The sequence below is a fragment of the Rhizobium acidisoli genome, assembly GCF_002531755.2.
Lineage (GTDB): Bacteria > Pseudomonadota > Alphaproteobacteria > Rhizobiales > Rhizobiaceae > Rhizobium > Rhizobium acidisoli.
Window position 1 is genome coordinate 991,789 of record NZ_CP034998.1, and the last position, 19,538, is coordinate 1,011,326.

Below are 19,538 nucleotides of genomic sequence, written 5' to 3' on the forward strand. Positions count from 1 at the left end.
TCATTTATTCGAAGCTGTGCATGTCTGAATGGCCGCTGATGCCGGAAGAGCGCTCGGTGTCGTTGCTCCGATCGTCGGCCGGCGAGGGGAGGTGGAGAAAAGCGTAATGGCATTCACGGCGGAGCAATTGGCGGGGAACTGTTCCTTTCTGCTGAGCATCCGCTTTTTGGCTGGGCAGATGCGCGGTATGTTCGATGCCGGCCCGCGTTTGGCGCGATTGCTCGCGTCGCATCAGCGCTGGCTTCTGACCCAGACCGCCTATGCCCTCAATCTGGAATATGATCCGCGCGACCCGACCTCGGGTTTCACCGCCGTTCGGCTGACCGGACGCATCACCGCGCATAAGGTGGCGAGCCGCAACACCGTGCTCGCCTTCATCGAAGAGCTTTATACCTACCGCTTCATTGTCCACACACCCGGCGACGAGCGGCGGCGGCCACGTCATTTCGAGCCGGCCGACGTCAGCCATCAGGCGATGTTTGCCTGGATTCATTCCAATCTCGGCGCGCTTGATCTGCTTGATGGCGGTCACAGGGCAGCGTTTTTCCAGGCGAACCCATCCTTGATGCGGCTGGTTCAGCCGCGCGTTGCCCGCCATTGCCTCGAAGATGCCGCCTGGCGCGAGCCGCCGGAACAGGTGGCGCTGTTCCTCTGGACGGAAGCCGGCGGCCTCGTCGTCGACAACTTCATCGCCCGGATGGATACAGAAAGCGGCGAAGCGGGAAGGTACTCCGTCGGCCGCGTCGAAACCCGCGCGCTCGCGGCCGACTTCATGATGTCGCGCACCCATCTGCAACGGCTGCTGGCAAAGGCGGCGCAGCGCGGCTGTGTCGGCTGGGATGACGAGCCACGCAAGGCGCATCTCTGGATATCGCGGGATTTTGTCGAGCAATATTGCGCCTGGCAGGCGGTCAAGTTCGCCTATGTCGACGAGGCCTTCGAATGGGCGAAAGCCCAGTTCGAGGAAATGGCCGTCTGATCAGAGAACGATTGCCGCGGCACTTCGGCCATCGCTACCGGTATCGGCCGGCTTCACCGAAAGCTCGCGTTCATACTCCCGCGCGGCGGAGACTGCGGCGCGGATATGCTCGAAGGTTTCGATATTGCGCAGAAGCGATATCAGGATCGTCATCTTGTCACTCTTTACTCTTGAAGGCAGGCGAAGCGCCTGCCGCTCAATATTGCTGGAAGTCCGAGAAAATCGCGTCGGGGCGCGCCGTGCGGCCGTTGATGCCGGTGCCGCGGGCGGTCATCTGTTCGTTCGCGGCAAAGCCGAAACGGCTGTAGCCGTGGGTGGAACGAACCTGGTCGCCGGCGAGGCGAAGGGTTTCAAACCCGCTATGGATAGGACGAAAATGCTTGTTCATGGCCTTGGTTCCTGTGGTTCCTCCCAAGACACCACCTCATATTGCGGTGCAGCATTGATTCCGCAATGCGTCACGACGGGATGCAGCCATGCGCAATGCGCATAGATCAATTCATAAATTATTCAACTTTGGCTAATTTCTAAGCAAAGAGAGGGACTTAAGCTTCGCTTGGAAAGCGAGCAGGTCATTCCAGGCCAGCCGTTTGTTGACGGGCGCGGTCAGCAGATCCTGCGGATGCAGGCTGGCTATGGCAGGAATGACACAGTCCGCAGCGGCAATTTCCTTCCAGCGGCCGCGCAGGCCGTGAATCGTGTCGTTTTCGCCGAAGAAGAAGCGGGCCGAAAAATTGCCGAGCAGCAGGATCGCCTTGGGCTGGGCCAGCGCGATCTGCCGTTCGATGAAGGGCCGGCAGATATCCATTTCCGCTGCCGAGGGCGCGCGATTGCCGGGTGGCCGCCAGGGGATGACCTGCGTCAGCAGAATGACTGAACGCGTCAGCCCGATCGCCGCCAGCATCTTGTCGAACAGCTGGCCGGATTTTCCGGAGAAGGGTACACCTTCGCGATCGTCTTCGGCGCCCGGCGCCGAGCCGATCACCATGATGCCGCTTTCGGCATCGCCGCTGGCAAAGATGGTCGAACGGGCGCTGTGCTTGAGATTGCAGCCGTTGAAGGCTTCGATCGCGGTCTTGAGCTCTGCCAAGGACCGCGCGGATTCGGCGACGAAACGCGCCTGCTGCACTGCCTCGCCATCCGGAATCGCCGGTTGCGGGCCGGAAGCGGCGCGTTCGGCCGGGGCCGGGCGCACCGCTGTAGCCGGGCGCGGCGGTGTTCGGTTTTCGCCGAGCGGGGTACGTTCCCCTGCGGCGGAAGGCTGCGTCTGTGCCGCCGGGCGGCGGGCCGCCTTCATCGCTTCGAACTCGGCGAAGCGGTCGATCGCCTCTTCCTCCAGCAGCCACTCCACGCCGGCATCCGCATGGAAGTGCAGAAGCGCTGCAAGCTCGGCGGGGGAAAGGTCGTTGGCGGAAATCATGCGACAAGCTTAACGGAGAGAAATGGGCATTGAAAGGGCAGGCGGCACATTGGCCGCCCTTGCAAGCTCTATTGCACAGTCCATTGCGCGATGTCGTCGCGTTCGCCGATCAGCGCCAGACCGTGAGCGATCGACAACAGCTCGCCGCCGCTTTCGATCCGGTCACGCTCGAAGCGTTCGGTGAAGATCCGCCGCACCGCCGGCACGAAGGAGGTGCCGCCGGTGAGGAACACCTTGTCGATCTCGCCGGGCTTCGTCTTGGTCTTGTCGAGCACGTCGTCGAGCGCGCCTTCGATACGGGCGAGATCCTCGGCGATCCAGCCTTCGAAATCGCTGCGCCGGATGCTGCGATGTCCGCCGCGGCCAAGCGGCGCGAAATCGAAAGGCGCCTCCTCGGCGGCCGACAGCGCCATCTTCGTCGCCGACACCGCCTGATAGAGCGGGTAGCCCTCGTCATGGTCGATGAGGTCGATGAAGATTTCGAGCTTTTCCGGTTCCAGGCTGGTGCGCACCAGCTTCTTCAGATCCTCGAATTCGCGCGTCGTCTTGAAGATCGACAGCTGATTCCAGCGGCCGAAGCTGGAATAGTAGTTGGACGGGACCTCAAGGATCTTGTCGAAGCTTTTGAAATGGCTGCCCTTGCCGATCTGCGGCGCGACGATGTTGTCGATCATCCTGTAGTCGAAATGGTCGCCGGCGACGCCGACGCCAGAATGGCCGATCGGCGTTGCCGTCAGCTTGCCGGCGTGGGTCTCGAAGCGGATCAGTGAATAGTCGGTGGTGCCGCCGCCGAAATCGGCGACCAGCACGGTCGCGTCCTGCTTCAGGTTCTGCGCGAAGTAGAAGGCGGCGGCGACCGGCTCGTAGACATAGTGGATTTCGGGAAAGCCGAAGCGCGACAGCGCCTCGTTGTAGCGCTCGGTCGCAAGATCAGGATCGGGGCTGGCGCCGGCAAAATGCACCGGCCGGCCGGCGACGATGCGGCTGACGTCGGACGGCCAGTTGTCGCCGGCGTAATTGCGCAGCCGTCTGACGAAAACCTCCATCAGATCCTCGAAATTATGCCGCTTGGCAAAGATCAGCGTGCCCTGGAACAGCGCACTTGCCGCAAAGGTCTTGATCGACTGCAGAAAGCGGCATTCGCCGGGATTGTCGATGAACTGGCGGATCGCCGCATGGCCCGCCTCCACCTTCAGCGCCGAAGCGCCGAGTTGCGCATCCTTCATGAAGGAAAGCGCCGTGCGCATGCTGTCGGCCGTGCCTTCGGTGCTCGTGAAGGCCATCGAGCGCGTCGCCCCGCCATCCGCCATGGCAAGCACCGTATTCGTCGTGCCAAAGTCCAAACCCAGCGCCTGAGCCATGCCCGCACCTCTTCATGCCGATTGTTGTTGGAGACGGAGCGTGGCTCCGCGAAGGGACGTAAGCACGCCCCGAATTCAGGAGGGCGGGTGATGCCACAGAGGCGTGACACATTTAAGAGGATCAAAAGCTGATGTGATCGGGCGCACTTCTTCTCCCGGTCGGGGAAAAGAAGTGCGCCGCAAGGGGTGGCAATGCTGAACTCAGAGGGCCGTCATCATTCGGCAGCCATTGCCCTTGCCTCGTGCACCACCGGCTCCTCGACTTTGCTTCCGCCGATCAGGCGCCCGAGGAAATTGCCGAAGCGGTCCATCTCGACGAAAATGACCGGGGTGATGAACAGTGTCAGCATCTGCGAGACGATGAGGCCGCCGACGACGGCGATGCCGAGCGGCTGGCGCAGTTCCGAGCTTGCGCCGGTGCCGAGCGCGATCGGCAGGGCGCCGAGCAGCGCGCAGAAGGTCGTCATCATGATCGGCCGGAAACGTCGCACGCAGGCCTCGTGGATCGCCGCCGTCGCCTTTTCGCCGGTCGTGCGCATGGTCTCCACCGCCACGTCGATCATCATGATCGCGTTCTTCTTGACGATGCCGATCAGCATCAGCAGGCCGATCAAAGCGATGATCGACAGATCGAAGCCCATGATCTTCAGCGCCAGCAGCGCACCGAAGGCCGCAGCCGGCAGGCCGGAGAGAATGGTCAGCGGATGGATAAAGCTCTCGTAGAGCACGCCGAGCACGACATAGATGGTCAGCACTGCCGCCAGGATCAGATAGGGCGTATTGCCCTGCGACTGCTGGAAAATTTCAGCCGTACCGCCATAGGAGGTGAAGACGTCGGCCGGCACGCTGATATCCTTCTTGATCTGCTCGATCGCCGCCGTCGCGTCGCTGAGCGAGACACCTTCCGGCAGGTTGAAGGACACCGTGGTCGAAACCAGCTGGCCCGTCTGGTTGATGGTCACCGGGCCGGTGGTGCGCTGCACATGGGCGAAGTTCGACAGCGGCACCAGGCTGCCATTGGCGGAGATGACACGGATTTCCGACAGCTTCTGGTCGTCCCAGGGTTTGCTGGTGTCGTATTCGACGATGACGTCGTAGCTGTCGCCGGTCGACTGGATCTCCGCGGCTGCATAGCCGCTGAAGGATTCCTGCAGCGTCGTGCGCAGCGTGTCGTTGTCGATGCCGTAGGCGGCGGCCCGCTCGCTATCGATGACGATATTGGCCTGCAGGGCGTTGTTCTGGGCGTCCGAGGTCACATCCGTGAACAGGCTTCGATCGCTGCGCATCGCCGCCTGGATCTTGCCGGCCCAGAGATTGGTCTGGTCGGCGCTGAGCGCCTGCACAACCAGCTGATACTGGCTGGCGGTCTGGCGGCCGCCGAAGCGCAGGCTCTGGTTCGGCGTCACGAAGGCCTGCAATCCGGGGATCTTGTTGATCGCCGTGCGCAGCTCGCGCAACGTCTGGTCAAGCGGCGGGCGCTCCTTCTTGTCCTTGAGTTCGACAAACATCGAGCCGTTGTTCTGCGGTTTGTTCGGGTTGCCGCCGATCGTCGACATCACGTGGTTGACCGCCGGGTTCGCCTTGACGGCGGCTGCCGCCTGCTGCTGCAGCGCTTCCATGGCGGTATAGGAAATGTCCTGCCGCGCCTGGGTGCTGATCGTCAGCCGGCCGATATCTTCCTGCGGGAAGAAGCTCGTCGGCAGCGTCATGAAGAAATAGATGGTCAGCGCCACCGAGCCGACGAAAACCCCGAGGATCGTCAGGCGATGGTGCAGGCACCAGCCGACTGCCCTGTCGTAGCCGTTGAGCGTCCGCTCGAAGCCGGCATCGAAGATGCGGATGAGGAGCGGCGGGCGGCTGTGGTTGTTGGAGAGACGCGAGCCGAGCATCGGCGTTACGGTCAGCGAGACGATCGCCGAGGAGATGATGGCGATGGCGACGACCATGCCGAATTCGTTGAAGACGCGGCCGACGACGCCGCCCATCAGCAGGATCGGGATGAACACCGCAATCAACGAAACCGACATGGAGATGATGGTGTAGCTGACTTCGCCGGCCCCCTTGATCGCCGCCTCCCGCACCGGCATGCCCTCCTCGACATGACGCAGGATATTTTCCAGCATGACGATCGCGTCGTCGACCACCAGCCCCACCGCGAGCGTCAGCCCCAAGAGCGAGATGTTGTCGATGCTGTAGCCGAGCACATACATCATGCCGAAGGTCGAGATCAGCGACAGCGGAACGGCGAGCCCCGGGATGATCGTCGCCGTCGCATGGCCGGTAAAGAGGTAGATGACGAGAACGACGAGGCCGATCGTCAGGAACAGTGTGAACTTCACGTCTGAAATGGCGGCGCGAATGGGTTTTGCCGCGTCGTTCATGACGACGGTGTTCACCGAAGGCGGGATCTCGGCGTGAAGCTGCGGCAGCTTGGCGTTGATCGCATCAATGACATCGACCGTGTTGGCATCCGGCTGACGCTGGATGGCGAGGATGATGCCGCGCTGCCCGTCATACCAGCTGCCGGTATACTGGTTCTCGACGCTGTCCTGCACATCGGCAACATCGCCGAGATGGATCGGCGCACCGTTCGGATTGGCAATCACCAGCGAGCGGAATTGTTCGGCATTGGTGCGCTGCGTGTTCGCCGTGATGGTCATGCTTTGCGAATTGTTCTGCAGCGTTCCCACCGGTTGCTGGCTGTTGGCGGCAGCAAGTGCCTTGTTGACGGTATCGATGCCGATGCCGCGGGTAAGCAGCTTGTTGGGATCGACCTCGACGCGCACGGCATAGGTCTGGGCGCCAAAAACGCTGACCTGGGCAACGCCGGGAAGCGTCGACAGCGACGGCGAGATGATGTCCTCGGCGATCTCGTCGAGCTTGCTGCGCGGCATGGTGTTGCTCTGCACGGAGAGCAGCATGACCGGCGCATCGGCCGGATTGGTCTTGCGGTAGCTCGGCGGCGTCGTCAGATTGTCGGGCAGCTGGCGGGTAGCATGCGAGATCGCCGCCTGCACGTCGGCCGCAGCGGCGTCGATATCGCGGTTGAGATCGAACTGCAGCACGATGCTGCTGCTGCCGAGCGAGCTCGATGCGCTGATTTCGGTGATCCCGGGAATGGTCTCGAACTGCTTGATCAGCGGTGTGGCGACCGAGGTCGCCATCGTCTGCGGCGAGGCGCCGCTCAGCTGCGCCGAAACGTTGATCGTCGGAAAATCGACCTGCGGCAGGGCCGCGACGGGCACGAGCCGGTAACCGGCAAGACCGGCCAGAATGACGCCGATGGCAAGCAGCGTCGTCGCGACGGGGCGCTGGATACAGAAATTCGGGATCATTGCTGAGCTCCCACCGCGATCGTCTCGGATTGCTGGGGCTGCCGAGGCGCGTCGGCGGAGGCGACATCAAGCGCCTTTTCGTCGAACTGCTCGTTGATCGCCTGCTGGTCGCTGAGCTGGCCCTGGCCCTCGACGACGACATGGTCGCCTTCCGAAAGACCCGATGCGATGGCGGTGAAGCCGCCATTGGCGCGGGCAACGGTGACCGGCGTCAGATGCGATTTGCCGTCCTTGGCGACAAAGGCGAAGAACCCCTCCGGACCGGGGCTGACGGCCACGGTCGGCACGACTACCTGCTGTTCGTCATTGTTGAAATGCACGACGATGTTGACCGACTGGCCGGGCCAGAGCGCGCCGGAGGCATTCTCGAATTTCGCCTTGGCGAGGATCGTGCCCGAGGCCGTGTCGACGGTGTTGTCGTAGAAGCTGATTTCGCCCTTGCGGACCTGCCCCTTGGTAGAAGCCGGAACCGTGCTGACCTCGACCGGGCCGGCTGCGAGCGCGCTCTTCAATTCCCTGAGATAGCGTTCCTGCAGGTGGAATTTCACATAGATCGGATCGTATTTGGCGATGGTGACGATCGCCGAGCCGGCATTGAGGAAAGCCCCCTTGCTGATGGCGATATCGCCGAGCCGGCCGTCGAAGGGCGCGCGGATATCGGTGTTTTCGAGGATGATCTGATCCGAGGCGAGCGTCGCCTTATCGGCATCGACGGTCGCGGCAGCGGTATCGCGGGCGGCTCTCGCCTGATCGAGGCTCTGCTGAGTGCCGGCTTTCTGGTCGAAGAGGTCCTGCGCGCGCACCAGCGCGGTTTCGGATTCCGAAAGCGTCGCCGTGTCCCGGACGATCATCGCATTGTCCTTGTCGACGGCGGCCTTGGCCGTCCGGTCGTCGAGCTTGGCGATCAGGTCGCCGGCTTTGACGGTCGCTCCATCCTGGCCATTGATGCTGACGATCAGGCCCTGTTCCTGCGCTGCAATGGTGGTGTTGTCGTCGGCATCGGCCCAGCCGGACGCCGTCACATCCGTCGGCAGCGCCGTTTTCACGGCTGCAACGGTCTTCACGATCGTCGGGCCGCCGCCGCCGCGTCTGCGCCCGCCGCCCTGACGTTGCCCACCGTTCTGCGCTTGATCGGCCTGCGCCTGATCGCCCTGTGCCGGCTGCCCGCCATTGCCGCCAACCGGCTGCTTGATGAACTGCGAGAGGGTGGGAATGCGGGAGGCATAGGGGATCAGATTCCCGAATTGCCAGACGCCGACGGCGGCAACTGCGATAACGCTGACAGTGATCCAAAATTTCTTCATGGGCGAGACCGGGGTGTTGAATGGGGGGCGATTTTTATGCCCCGATTGAGCCGCTTATATTGCGGCGCAAAAAAGACATAATTCCCGGGTCGCAATCACTAAGTGGTTATAACGGCTTAAATTTTTGTAATGAATATTCCGTAATATTCAAATTATACTAATATAGGTCCAGTGTAATCCGGTGCCGTTTGACGGCCGGCGGGCAGGCGGTTCGCGACAAGACGAAATCGGTCCGCGTGCCGTTCGTTGCCCGGCGAAAAACACGGGAAAAAACCAGAGAAGGCAGGTCGTCATGACCGAGTTGAACGCCAGCGAATTTCGCTCTCTCATCATAAGCGTGTTTCCTGAACTCACGGGCTCCGCCTTTAAGCTGGCGGCAAAGGGCTGGGATTCGCTTGCCGTCGACGTCGACGACACGCTGATCTTCAAATTTCCCCGCCATTCAGGCGCGGAAAGAGCACTTGTGAAGGAAGCCGCCTTGCTCGACATCATCAGGCCGTCGCTGTCGATGGCGGTTCCCGACATGCGCATTCACGACGGGCCGCCGATCTTCTCCAGCCACGCCAAGATCGACGGCGAACATCTCATTGCCGAAGATTACGATGCGCTTGGCGAAGGCAATCGTCAGCACCTTGCGGATGATCTGGCGCGCTTTTACGCCGAGCTGCATGTGCTCGATGCCGATCGCATGCGCTCGGCAGGTGCTGCGCCGATCCAGCCCTGGCAATCGCCCGAGACGGTGCGAGAAAAGGCTTTGCCGCTGTTGCCGCCCGAGATCAGGAGCTTTGCCGAGGCCCTTATTGCCGATTTCGAAACCTTGCCGCCCGATCCCCACGGCAACATCTACGGCTTCTTCGACGGTCATGGCTGGAACATGGCCTTCAACCATGCGCAAGGAAGGCTCAACGGCATTTACGATTTCGCCGATTCGGGCTTCGGGCCGTTGCACCAGGAATTCATCTACTCGAACTTCATCTCGCCCGATCTGACCGCCCGGATCATATCGGCCTATGAAATGCTGACCGGACGCAGGCTCGACCGGCGGCGCATCGCGATCCTGACGGGCTTCCATCGTTTGTCCGAACTCGCCGAGCTTGCCGACGATCCGGCCCATGTCAGCTCGATGGTCCAAAATGCCGCAAGTTGGGCGGCCATAGCGGCCCACGCCGGCTGAAATACTGTCAGAGCATGATGCCGAAAAGTGCGCGCGGTTTTCGGACAACATCATGCTCTAACTCTTTAATTGAGAACAGGATTCAGATTTTAGGCCAACTGGGCCTAAAATCATCCTGTTCTAGACGGATCGGGCCGCGCCGCCGTCGCAGCGGATCAGCGAGCCGGTGATGTAACTTGCCGGCTGGCTGCACAGGAAGGCAGCCGCTGCGGCAAATTCCTCCACTCGGCCGTAGCGGCCGACCGGAATGCGCGCTTCCTTATCGGTGCGGATCTCTTCGAGGCTCTTGCCCGTCCGCTTTGCCGCCGCGCCGTCGAGATCGTCGAGGCGGCCCGTCAGGATGCTGCCCGGCAACAGCAGATTGGTGGTAACGCCGAAGCCCGCCACTTCGGAGGCAAGTGTCTTGCTCCAGCCGGCAAGTGCCGGGCGCAGCGTATTCGACAGCGCCAGATTGGCGATCGGCTCGATCACGCCTGAGGAGGCGACCGTCAGGATGCGACCCCAGCCCTGTGCCTTCATGCCGGGCAGCAGCGCATTGGTCAGCGTGATGACGCGGGCGACCATCGAGAGGAAATAGGTCTCGAGCTTTTCACCCGTCATATCCTCGGTCGTGCCGGGCGTTGGCCCGCCGGTATTGTTGACGAGGATATCGAGCCCGGCGAACTTCTCCTTCACCGCGCTTGTCACTGTTTCGACGAAGCGTTCATCCCCGAGGTCGGCCCAGATCCAGTCGGCACGACCTTTGCCTTCGCTGTTGATCGCCTTGCAATTGGCTTCCAGCTGGTCGCCGCTGCGTCCGCAAAGCAGCACGTTGGTGCCTTCGCGCGCCAGCGCTACGGCGATGCCGAGGCCAAGCCCGCGCGAGGAGGCGAGGATGAGCGCCCGTTTGCCTTCGATGCCGAGATCCATGATTGTCCTCCAAACTCTTCGATCGATGTATAAGGCGCACGCGGCGGAAAAGGAAAGGGAGCGTGATCGGTTCGGCGGCGTTTGCCAATTGACGTTGACGTAAGCGTTATATAATTTCCACGCACAAGGCATATCATTGTGCGAATTGAAGATTGGCTGTCGTATCCCGGCTCGACAACGCTTTCTCGTTTTGACAAGAAAGTGCTTATGAGGATGACGGCCGTGTGCCGCCAAGCGGAGACGAGTGAATGACCGAGACGACTGAGTTGCCCGAACGCGAGAGCATGGAATTCGATGTGGTGATCGTCGGTGCAGGTCCGGCCGGTCTTTCCGCGGCGATCCGGCTGAAGCAGGTCAATCCGGAGCTTTCGGTCGTTGTGCTGGAGAAGGGCTCGGAAGTCGGCGCCCACATTCTCTCCGGTGCCGTCGTCGATCCGATCGGCATCGATCGACTGCTGCCCGGCTGGCGCCAGGAAGCCGACCATCCCTTCAAGACCGAGGTCAAATCAGACCACTTCCTGCTGCTTGGTCCCGCCGGCTCGATCCGCCTGCCGAATTTTTTGATGCCGCCGCTGATGAACAATCACGGCAACTACATCGTCTCGCTCGGCCTCGTCTGTCGCTGGCTGGCTACTAAGGCTGAGGAGCTCGGCGTCGAGATCTATCCGGGCTTTGCTGCCACCGAACTGCTCTATGATGACAAGGGTGCGGTGATCGGCGTCGCCACCGGCGATATGGGCATCGAGAAGAACGGCGAGCCCGGCCCGAACTATACCCGCGGCATGGAACTGCTCGGCAAATATGTGCTGATCGGCGAGGGCGTGCGCGGCTCGCTCGCCAAGCAGCTGATCGCCAAATTCGATCTGCAGAAGGACCGCGAACCGCAAAAGTTCGGCATCGGCATCAAGGAGCTCTGGCAGGTCAAGCCGGAAAACCATCGGCAGGGCCTGGTGCAGCACTCCTTCGGCTGGCCGCTAGGGATGAAGACCGGCGGCGGTTCCTTCCTCTATCACCTGGAAGACAATCTGGTCGCCGTCGGCTTCGTCGTCCATCTGAACTACAAGAACCCCTATCTCTATCCCTTCGAGGAGTTCCAGCGCTTCAAGACCCATCCCGCCATTCGAGGCACCTTCGAGGGCGGCAAGCGGCTCTCCTATGGCGCCCGCGCCATCACCGAGGGCGGCTACCAGTCGGTGCCGAAGCTTTCCTTCCCGGGCGGGGCGCTGATCGGCTGTTCGGCCGGTCTGGTCAACGTTCCCCGCATCAAGGGCAGCCACAATGCGGTGCTGTCGGGCATGCTGGCGGCCGAGAAGATCGCGGCGGCAATTACAGTCGGCCGCAGCCATGACGAGGTCACCGAGATCGAGAACGAATGGCGCCAGGGCGACATCGGCAAGGATCTGAAGCGGGTGAGAAACGTCAAGCCGCTGTGGTCGAAGTTCGGCACCGCGCTCGGCGTGGCGCTCGGCGGTCTCGACATGTGGACCAACACCTTGTTCGGCTTTTCCTTCTTCGGCACGCTTGGTCACGGCAAGACCGATGCGCAGTCGCTGGAGCCGGCATCCCAGCACAAGCCGATCGCCTATCCGAAACCGGATGGCGTTTTGACCTTCGACCGTCTGTCCTCAGTGTTCCTGTCGAACACCAATCACGAGGAGGATCAGCCGGTGCATCTGCAGGTCAAAGACATGGGCCTGCAGAAGCGATCCGAACATGACATCTATGCCGGCCCGTCGACGCGTTACTGTCCGGCCGGCGTCTATGAATGGGTGGAGAAGGACGGGCAGGACACCTTCGTCATCAACGCCCAGAACTGCGTCCACTGCAAGACCTGCGACATCAAGGATCCCAACCAGAATATCAACTGGGTGCCGCCGCAGGGTGGCGAGGGGCCGGTCTATCCGAATATGTGAGGCGGATTATCCCCACCGCCGACAATTTTTACGTGCTGACGCCTTCGTGATCACTTGCTGCGGGCTGCCGTTAGCCGTTCGTTAACCATAATTTCCTTAGCTTGCGACATCTTGTTGACGCACTAAGGACACATTCATGACGATCTCCCGCCGGGGCTTCCTGATCGCTCTGCCGCTTTTTGTCGCCGGCTGCTCTTCGACTGGTCTCAACAGCCAGACGAATTACGCCGCACTTCCGGATGAAAAATTCCCGTTGAAGCAGGTGCCGATCGACAAGATCAAGCCGGAGCTGCGCCGCCAGGAAGTGGCCTATGAAACCACCCATGCAGCCGGCACGGTGGTCGTCGATACTCCCGCGCGCCGCGCCTACTACGTGCTTGGCGACGGCAGGGCGGTGCGTTACGGCGTCGGCGTCGGTCGCGAGGGACTGGCCTTTGCCGGCAACGCCTATATCGGCCGCAAGGCGGAGTGGCCGAGCTGGACGCCCACCGAAAACATGCAGCGTCGCGAAGAGCGCTATCGCAAGCTCGCCGGCGGCATGCCGGGCGGCCCGAACAACCCGCTCGGCGCACGCGCCATGTATCTCTATCGCGGCGGCGGCGACACGCACTTCCGCATCCACGGCACCAACCAGCCGCAATCGATCGGTCTGGCCATGTCGAGCGGCTGTATCCGCATGATGAACCACGACGTGATCGACCTCTATAGCCGCGTCGAAGTCGGCGCCAGGGTCGTCGTCATCCAGGCGTGAGCGGTCCAAATCACGTTCATTGAAAAAGCCGCCGCAGCGATGGCTGTCGGCGGCTTTCGACTTTGTTGGGTCCGACTGGCGGTCAGCGGTGCCGGGCGGCGATCCCGGTGGAAAGTGCCACGCCGATGCCGGTGATCACGGCTGCGCTGATTTCCGTCAGCCCGATCGGTTCGCCAAGCAGGAAGCCGCCGCCCAGCGTTGCCAGCACCGGCGTCAGCGCCGTGAAGGCTGCGGCCTGAGTTCCGCCGAGGGTTCTGACGGCGGTGCCGTAGGCCAGCATGGCGACGAGGCCGGAAAGAATGCCCTGGCTCAGCACCTGCAGGCCGATTTCCGGGAGAGGCGCCTGCGGCAGCGAGATGCCGAAGATGAGGGCAAGCACGCCCATGATCAGGAAGGACCAGACGGCGATCAGCGCGCTTGCCTGCACGGCCGTCAGGCCCGAGCGGCGGAAAGCATGCGTATAGCTCGCCCACAAGACTGCGCCGGCCGGGAGCAGCAGGAAGCTCGTCCATGGCAGCGAGGCATCTGCAAGGCTGTGCGTGAGCAGGACGAGCACGCCACCGACGATCGCGGCGAGCCCGGCGATGCGGGTGGTATCGGGTCTTTCGCCAAACAGGACGATGCCGATCAGCGCCGCGGCGAGCGGCATCGAGCCGCCGAGCAGGATGCCTGACGAGGCAGCCGGCGTCGAATGAATTGCCAGGGTGGTCAGCAGGAAGAAGACGGCGCCCGAGCCGGACACCATGATCGCCAGCGGATGCAGTGGCAGGGACTTCGGCAGCAGCCCGGTCTTCATCCAGACGGGCGAAAGCACCAGTGCGGGAATTCCGAAGCGGATCAGCCCGATGTCGATCGAGCCGAGCGGCGTTGCGGCGCTGTGGCGGGTGACAAGAAACCATGTCGCCCAGATCAGGACGGTAACAGTGCCGCCGGCATAACCCAGGGCCTGCGATGGCGACTTGTCGTTCGTAAATGCAATGGTGGTCATCGTCCTGTCCCTTCCTTCATCCGGAGCGTTCCGGTCGAGGAAAAGATTAGTCCGAGAGGGCAGGGCATGTCCTTGCTATCTCTGGCTCAAAAATCATGCTACGCGCAATCTTCTGCCAAATGATGCCAACGGGAATCGCGAAAATGCCAAATCTCGATAAATTCGATATCGCCATCCTGAAGTGCCTGCAGGAGGATGCGCGGGCGACCAATGTCGAGATCGCCGAGAAGGTGAACCTTTCGCCATCGCCCTGCCTGCGCCGCATCCGCAATCTCGAACGCTCCGGCATCATCCGCGGCTACACCGCCGATATCGACCGCAAGGAAGTCGGGCTCGGCCTGACGGTCTTCGTCGAGTTCAAGGTCGTCCATCACAGCCGCGAGAATTCCGAGGCGCAGCAAAAGGCGCTGCTCGCCATCCCCGAGATCGTCTCCTGCTTCCTGATTTCGGGCACCGCCGATTTCCTCGCCGAAGTGGTGGTGGAGGATCTTGCCGCCTACGAGCGACTTCTGACCGAAACGCTGTTGACCCTGCCGAATGTCAGCGACATCCGCTCCAACTTCGCCATCCGCAGCATTAAGACGCATGGGCCGTTGAAGCTGCCTGAGGGAAAATAATTTCCCTCGGGCTGGTGCTCGGAGCCTGCCCCTCATCCGCCTGCCGGCACCTTCTCCCCGCTTGCGGGGCGAAGGGACTATGCCGCAACCTCTCCGTCCCTCGCGGACGTCTAGCGTGGCACGTCCCCTCTCCCCGTTTTACGGGGAGAGGGCTAGGGTGAGGGGCATTTTCGCTCTACAGCAGCGTCCCGCTAAGGATGAGCAGCGCCACCGAGAAGTAGATGACGAGCCCGGTGACGTCGACGAGTGTGGCGACGAAGGGGGCCGAGGCGCTGGCCGGATCGAGCCGGAGCTTCTGCAGCACGAAAGGCAGCATCGAGCCGCAGATCGAGCCGAAGGTGACGATCCCGATCAGCGCGGCAAACACCGTGATGGCGACCATCTGCCAGTGCGGGCCATAGTCGTAGAGCCCGGCTGACTGCCAGAAGACGATGCGCGTGAAGCCGACGAGGCCGAGGATCGCGCCGAGCACGATGCCTGTGGGAAGTTCGCGCAGCAGTACCTTCCACCAGTCCGAAAGCTTCAGCTCGCCGAGCGCCAAGGCCCGGATGATCAGCGAGGTCGCCTGCGAACCGGAATTGCCGCCTGAGCTCATGATCAGCGGGATGAACAGCGTCAGCACCACGGCCTTTTCCAGCTCACCTTCGAAATGCTGCATGGCGCTTGCCGTCAGCATCTCGCCGAGGAACAGAGCAGCGAGCCAGCCGGCGCGCTTGCGTATCATGCCGCCAAAGCCGATCTTCATATAGGGCTGGCCGAGCGCCTCCATGCCGCCGAACCTCTGGGCCGCTTCCGTCGTGTCTGAGATCATCGTGTCGATCACATCGTCGACGGTGACGATGCCGAGCATCTGCCCATGCTCGTCGGTGACCGGCAGGGCGAGCAGGTCGTGTTTGCGGATCAGCCGGGCGACATCCTCCTGCTTCATCAGCGGATCGGCCGAAACCGGCGTGCCCTTCTGCGCCACCGTGAGGATGGAAGCATCAGGCTCGCCGGTGATGAGGCGGCGCAGCGTTACCACATGCATGAGCGCATGGCTGATCTCGTCGAGCACATAGATCGCATAGACGGTCTCGCGCGAGCGTTCGACCTGGCGCACATGGTCGAGTGTCTGGGCAACCGTCCAGTTCACCGGCACGCTGACGAACTCCGTCGTCATGATGCCGCCGGCCGTGCGCGGCGGATAGCCCATCAGGTGCTGGATCGCGATGCGCACCGGTTCGTCGAGGCTGGCAAACAGCCGGGCGCGGGTCTCGCCGTCGAGTTCGAGCAGCACGTCGGCGACACGGTCGTTTGACATGCCGTGCAGCAGCCGTGCGGCATCCTCGGCACTGATCAGTGCCAGGATCTCAGCGGCGTTGCGAAGCTCCGGCCGGTCGAGAATATTGACGGCATAGTCGAGCGGCATGCCGGATAGCACGCGGCCGGCATCCTGGACGGTCAGCGCGTTCAACGCATCGACGCGTTCGGCGATCGTTGCACCGCGGCTGTTGTTGATGAAGGCACGGGCGGCATGGCCTGCCCGAAGTGGGAAGCGATTGATGTTCATTGAGGCTCGCCTTTCCGTCGATCCGCCGTAGCGTCCCGAACGGGCGAGCCGACAGGAGTCGGTCAGCGCACGAGGGCCGCGTACGGCAAAGGCAATCGACTGCTACTGTCGCTTGGCATCTGAGTGATGGCTCCGTTAAAATCCGTGGAAGACAAGTGTTATCCACGTGTCATGCTAGGTGGTCCCGAACGCGGAATAAGTCAAGCGGGAGAAATGCTTAACGGCAGAATGTCGCACCTCGCGATGCGACATTCCAGGAGAGGTATTTGCACGGGCGACCGGGTCTCAGAACCCGGCAAGCACCGCCTTGCCCTTCATCCGGCCCGTTTCAACCATCGCATGCGCTTTCTTCAGGTTCGCCGCATTGATCGGGCCGATGGTCTCGGAAAGTGTCGTGCGGATCCTGCCGGCGTCGACGAGCTCGGAAATCCTGTTCAATAGCCTGTGCTGCTCGATCATGTCGGGCGTTTCGAAGAGAGGACGGGTAAACATCAGCTCCCAGTGGATAGAGGCGCTCTTGCGCATGAAGGGAACGACATCGAGGGTCTTCGGATTGTCGATCAATGCGAAGCGGCCCTGCGGCGCGATGACTTCGACGATGTCGCCAATATGGAGGTCGGTGTTCGTCGTCGAGAAGATGAAGCCCGGGGCGCCGATGCCGAGCGCTGCCACCTGCGGCGCGATCGGGCTGGAATGGTCGATGACGTGATGGGCGCCGAGATCCTTCACCCAGTCCTGCGTTTCACGCCGCGACGCCGTGGCAATGACGGTGAGATCGGTCAGCACCCGAGCGACCTGGATGGCGATCGAGCCGACGCCGCCAGCGCCGCCGATGATGAGGATGGAGCGCGCCGCACCCGAAACCGGATCCTGCACCTTCAGCCGATCGAACAGCGCCTCATAGGCGGTGATCGTGGTCAGCGGCAGCGCTGCAGCGGCGGCGAAATCGAGGCTCTTCGGCTTGGCGCCGACGATGCGCTCGTCGACGAGATGGAATTCGGCATTGGTGCCGGAGCGGGCGAGGGCGCCCGAGTAGAACACCTGGTCGCCGGGCTTGAACAGGGTGACGTCGGCGCCGACGGCCTTGACGATGCCGGCGGCATCCCAGCCCAATACCCTTGGCTCGTCCGTGGGCGGCGCCACATGAGCGCGGATTTTGACATCGGCTGGATTGACGGAAACGGCCTTGATCTCGACCAGCAGGTCGTGGCCTCGGGCTTCCGGCATCGGCAGCTCGATATCGATCAGCGAGGTCTCGGCGGTAATGGGTTGTGGGCTATTGTAGGCAACGGCGCGCATGGCAAACTCCTGTGTTCTTTGCACGGAGGCTAGATGCGCACTATGATGAAACAGCGCAAGAATGCACAAATTCTGTACATAGTACCAAAAAGGATACAGTAAAAATGTCGTTGCCCCGCGCCAAATTTATCAAGAATTTCCCCGGTTGCCCTGTGGAGGCGACGCTGGGTTTTCTCGACGGCAAATGGAAAGGGGTGATCCTCTTTCACCTGATGCAGGGCACGCTGCGCTTCAATGAATTGCGCCGCAAGCTGCCGGCCGTCACCCAGCGCATGCTGACCAAGCAACTGCGGGAACTGGAACAGTCCGGGCTGGTGTCGCGCACTGTCTATCCCGTCGTGCCGCCGCATGTCGATTATGCGATGACGCCGCTCGGCATGACGCTGAAGCCGGTCGTCGACGCGCTCGCCGCCTGGGGCGACGATTACGTCTTCTGCAGCCCTGAAGGGCGTGAGCTGCGTATGGCTTCAGACGGGATTTATGCGCCGGCGCGGCGCTCCAGCCGTGCGGAGGCGGCGAAGACGAACAGGCCGAGGAAGGAAAGTGCTGCGCCGACATAACCGGTGGCGGCGAAACCGTAACCCCAGGCGATGACGAGGCCGCCGAGCCAGGCGCCGATCGCATTGGCGATGTTGAAGGCGGAATGGTTGGAGGCGGCGGCAAGCGTCTGCGCATCGGCGGCGACATCCATCAGCCGGGTCTGCAGCGCCGGGCCGGCGGCAAAACCGCAGCCGACCAGGAAGACCGAGAGACCGAGCATATAGGGGTTGGCGGCGGTCAGCGAGAAGGTGGTCAGCACGACGATATTGTAGACGAGTGAGCCGCCGATCGTGCCGAGCAGCGATTTGTCGGCCAGCCACGAGCCGATGAAATTGCCGGCATTCATGCCGACGCCGAAGAGCACCAGCATGATCGGAACGGCGGTTTCCGGCAGCATCGCCACTTCGGTCGTCGTCGAGGCGATATAGCTGAACATCGCAAACATGCCGCCGTAGCCGACGGCGGCGATGCCGAGCGTCAACCACACCTGCGGCCGGCGGAAGGCGCCGAGTTCGCGCAGGAAGCTTGCCTCTTCGGAAACCCTGTCCTGGGGAACATAAAACCAGATCAGCACCACCGTCAGCAGGCCGAGCACGCCGACGGAGAAAAATGCGATCTGCCAGTCGAGCGACTGGCCGAAGAATGTCGTCAAGGGCGTGCCGAGAAGCGTCGCGACGGTCAGGCCGAGCATGACGCGGCCGACGGCCCGCGCGCGGCGATGCACCGGCACCATCGAGGCGGCGACCAGCGCCGCGACACCGAAATAGGCGCCATGCGGCAGCCCGCTGACGAAGCGCAGCAGCGTGAAGGTTTCGAAGGTCGGCGCCATGGCGCTGAAGATATTGCCGGCGGCAAAGATCAGCATCAGTGTGAGCAGCAGGGTGCGGCGCGCCATTTTCGCGGCGAGCACGGCGATAACCGGTGCGCCGATGACGACGCCGAGCGCATAGGCGCTGATGACGTAGCCGGCCTGCGGCGTCGTCACCGAGAAGGTGTCGGCGACATTCGGCAGCAGCCCCATGATCGCGAATTCGCCGGTGCCGATGCCGAAGCCGCCGCAGGCGAGCGCCAGCTGAACCAGGGCGACGGTCGTTGCCGACGGCAGCTCGTCATCCGGCTGGCTTCCGATGGAATCATTGATGGCGATCTCACTCATGAGCGCTCCTCGGGACGGTTTTCTGCTTGGCAATGGCCTGAGGCGCAAGCGCGGCCGCGAGGCGATCGTGGTATAGGGCGGGAAGTGGAGACGATCTCTCCGATATCTGATCTATCGGTGATGGGCGGGCAGGCGTCGAGTGCATTTTTCGCAGTGCAGCGTCCTGCTATGTGCATATGTCCGTTGCAATATTTGCATTTCTGTCATTCCCTCAGAAAGGCGCATGCGCTTGAAATCGCGAAT

17 protein-coding genes are annotated in these 19,538 nt (G+C 62.2%); 6 read left to right on the top strand and 11 right to left on the bottom strand.

Going from position 1 to position 19,538, the window contains the following annotated elements; translation table 11 throughout:
* Positions 1-106 precede the first annotated feature (106 nt).
* The gene (locus CO657_RS04995; RefSeq protein WP_012557076.1) at positions 107-979 is read left to right on the top strand and encodes a hypothetical protein; all 873 of its coding nucleotides are present in this window, start codon (positions 107-109) and stop codon (positions 977-979) included.
* On the opposite strand, the gene CO657_RS36615 is transcribed toward CO657_RS04995, so the two are convergent.
* The 6 genes from CO657_RS36615 to CO657_RS05020 all read right to left on the bottom strand — a co-directional run bounded on the left by CO657_RS36615 (position 980) and on the right by CO657_RS05020 (position 8,399).
* Positions 980-1,132 carry a hypothetical protein gene (locus CO657_RS36615; protein WP_012557077.1) on the bottom strand — a complete coding sequence of 51 codons (153 nt, stop codon included), beginning with the start codon at positions 1,130-1,132 and terminating at the stop codon, positions 980-982.
* A 43-nt stretch (positions 1,133-1,175) separates the two neighbouring features.
* Positions 1,176-1,367, bottom strand: a complete 192-nt coding sequence (locus CO657_RS05000; RefSeq protein WP_003569328.1) for a hypothetical protein — start codon at positions 1,365-1,367, stop codon at positions 1,176-1,178.
* 132 nt (positions 1,368-1,499) lie between these two features.
* Positions 1,500-2,399: a uracil-DNA glycosylase gene (locus CO657_RS05005; RefSeq protein ID WP_012557078.1), complete on the bottom strand. Its 900-nt coding sequence runs from the start codon at positions 2,397-2,399 to the stop codon at positions 1,500-1,502.
* A 68-nt stretch (positions 2,400-2,467) separates the two neighbouring features.
* The gene (locus CO657_RS05010; protein ID WP_012557079.1) at positions 2,468-3,760 is read right to left on the bottom strand and encodes an Hsp70 family protein; all 1,293 of its coding nucleotides are present in this window, start codon (positions 3,758-3,760) and stop codon (positions 2,468-2,470) included.
* Between the two features lie 215 nt (positions 3,761-3,975).
* The gene (locus CO657_RS05015) at positions 3,976-7,095 is read right to left on the bottom strand and encodes an efflux RND transporter permease subunit (RefSeq protein WP_054181724.1); all 3,120 of its coding nucleotides are present in this window, start codon (positions 7,093-7,095) and stop codon (positions 3,976-3,978) included.
* Positions 7,092-8,399, bottom strand: a complete 1,308-nt coding sequence (locus CO657_RS05020) for an efflux RND transporter periplasmic adaptor subunit (protein ID WP_054181725.1) — start codon at positions 8,397-8,399, stop codon at positions 7,092-7,094. Before CO657_RS05020 ends, CO657_RS05015 begins: the two co-directional genes overlap by 4 nt.
* A 292-nt stretch (positions 8,400-8,691) precedes the next feature.
* Between CO657_RS05020 and CO657_RS05025 the strand changes: the two genes are divergently transcribed.
* On the top strand, positions 8,692-9,573 hold the full coding sequence (locus tag CO657_RS05025; protein WP_054181726.1) for a phosphotransferase family protein: 882 nt from the start codon (positions 8,692-8,694) through the stop codon (positions 9,571-9,573).
* A gap of 120 nt (positions 9,574-9,693) precedes the next feature.
* On the opposite strand, the gene CO657_RS05030 is transcribed toward CO657_RS05025, so the two are convergent.
* A complete protein-coding gene (locus CO657_RS05030) occupies positions 9,694-10,482 on the bottom strand; it encodes an SDR family oxidoreductase (protein ID WP_012557083.1) in 789 nt (262 codons plus the stop codon).
* A 248-nt stretch (positions 10,483-10,730) separates the two neighbouring features.
* Between CO657_RS05030 and CO657_RS05035 the strand changes: the two genes are divergently transcribed.
* Both CO657_RS05035 and CO657_RS05040 read left to right on the top strand, forming a co-directional pair.
* Positions 10,731-12,395 (top strand): electron transfer flavoprotein-ubiquinone oxidoreductase, encoded by a 1,665-nt coding sequence (locus tag CO657_RS05035; RefSeq protein WP_054181727.1) that lies wholly within the window; start codon positions 10,731-10,733, stop codon positions 12,393-12,395.
* A gap of 136 nt (positions 12,396-12,531) precedes the next feature.
* Positions 12,532-13,146: a L,D-transpeptidase gene (locus CO657_RS05040; protein ID WP_003587654.1), complete on the top strand. Its 615-nt coding sequence runs from the start codon at positions 12,532-12,534 to the stop codon at positions 13,144-13,146.
* A gap of 82 nt (positions 13,147-13,228) precedes the next feature.
* On the opposite strand, the gene CO657_RS05045 is transcribed toward CO657_RS05040, so the two are convergent.
* On the bottom strand, positions 13,229-14,134 hold the full coding sequence (locus tag CO657_RS05045; protein ID WP_054181728.1) for a DMT family transporter: 906 nt from the start codon (positions 14,132-14,134) through the stop codon (positions 13,229-13,231).
* Positions 14,135-14,229: 95 nt separating this feature from the next.
* On the opposite strand from CO657_RS05045, the gene CO657_RS05050 reads away from it, so the two are divergent.
* Entirely contained in the window at positions 14,230-14,751 is a 522-nt protein-coding gene (locus CO657_RS05050) for an Lrp/AsnC family transcriptional regulator (protein ID WP_174293560.1), read from the top strand.
* A gap of 175 nt (positions 14,752-14,926) precedes the next feature.
* Here CO657_RS05050 and mgtE read toward each other — a convergent pair whose 3' ends face one another.
* Complete coding sequence (gene mgtE / locus CO657_RS05055) at positions 14,927-16,300, bottom strand: magnesium transporter (RefSeq protein ID WP_054181729.1); 1,374 nt, start codon at positions 16,298-16,300, stop codon at positions 14,927-14,929.
* Positions 16,301-16,585: 285 nt separating this feature from the next.
* Positions 16,586-17,599 carry a zinc-binding alcohol dehydrogenase family protein gene (locus tag CO657_RS05060; RefSeq protein WP_054181730.1) on the bottom strand — a complete coding sequence of 338 codons (1,014 nt, stop codon included), beginning with the start codon at positions 17,597-17,599 and terminating at the stop codon, positions 16,586-16,588.
* Between the two features lie 104 nt (positions 17,600-17,703).
* Between CO657_RS05060 and CO657_RS05065 the strand changes: the two genes are divergently transcribed.
* Positions 17,704-18,159 (top strand): winged helix-turn-helix transcriptional regulator, encoded by a 456-nt coding sequence (locus CO657_RS05065; protein WP_003587647.1) that lies wholly within the window; start codon positions 17,704-17,706, stop codon positions 18,157-18,159.
* On the opposite strand, the gene CO657_RS05070 is transcribed toward CO657_RS05065, so the two are convergent.
* Positions 18,078-19,295, bottom strand: a complete 1,218-nt coding sequence (locus CO657_RS05070) for an MFS transporter (protein ID WP_003587645.1) — start codon at positions 19,293-19,295, stop codon at positions 18,078-18,080. The genes CO657_RS05065 and CO657_RS05070 overlap by 82 nt on opposite strands.
* Positions 19,296-19,538: the final 243 nt, after the last annotated feature.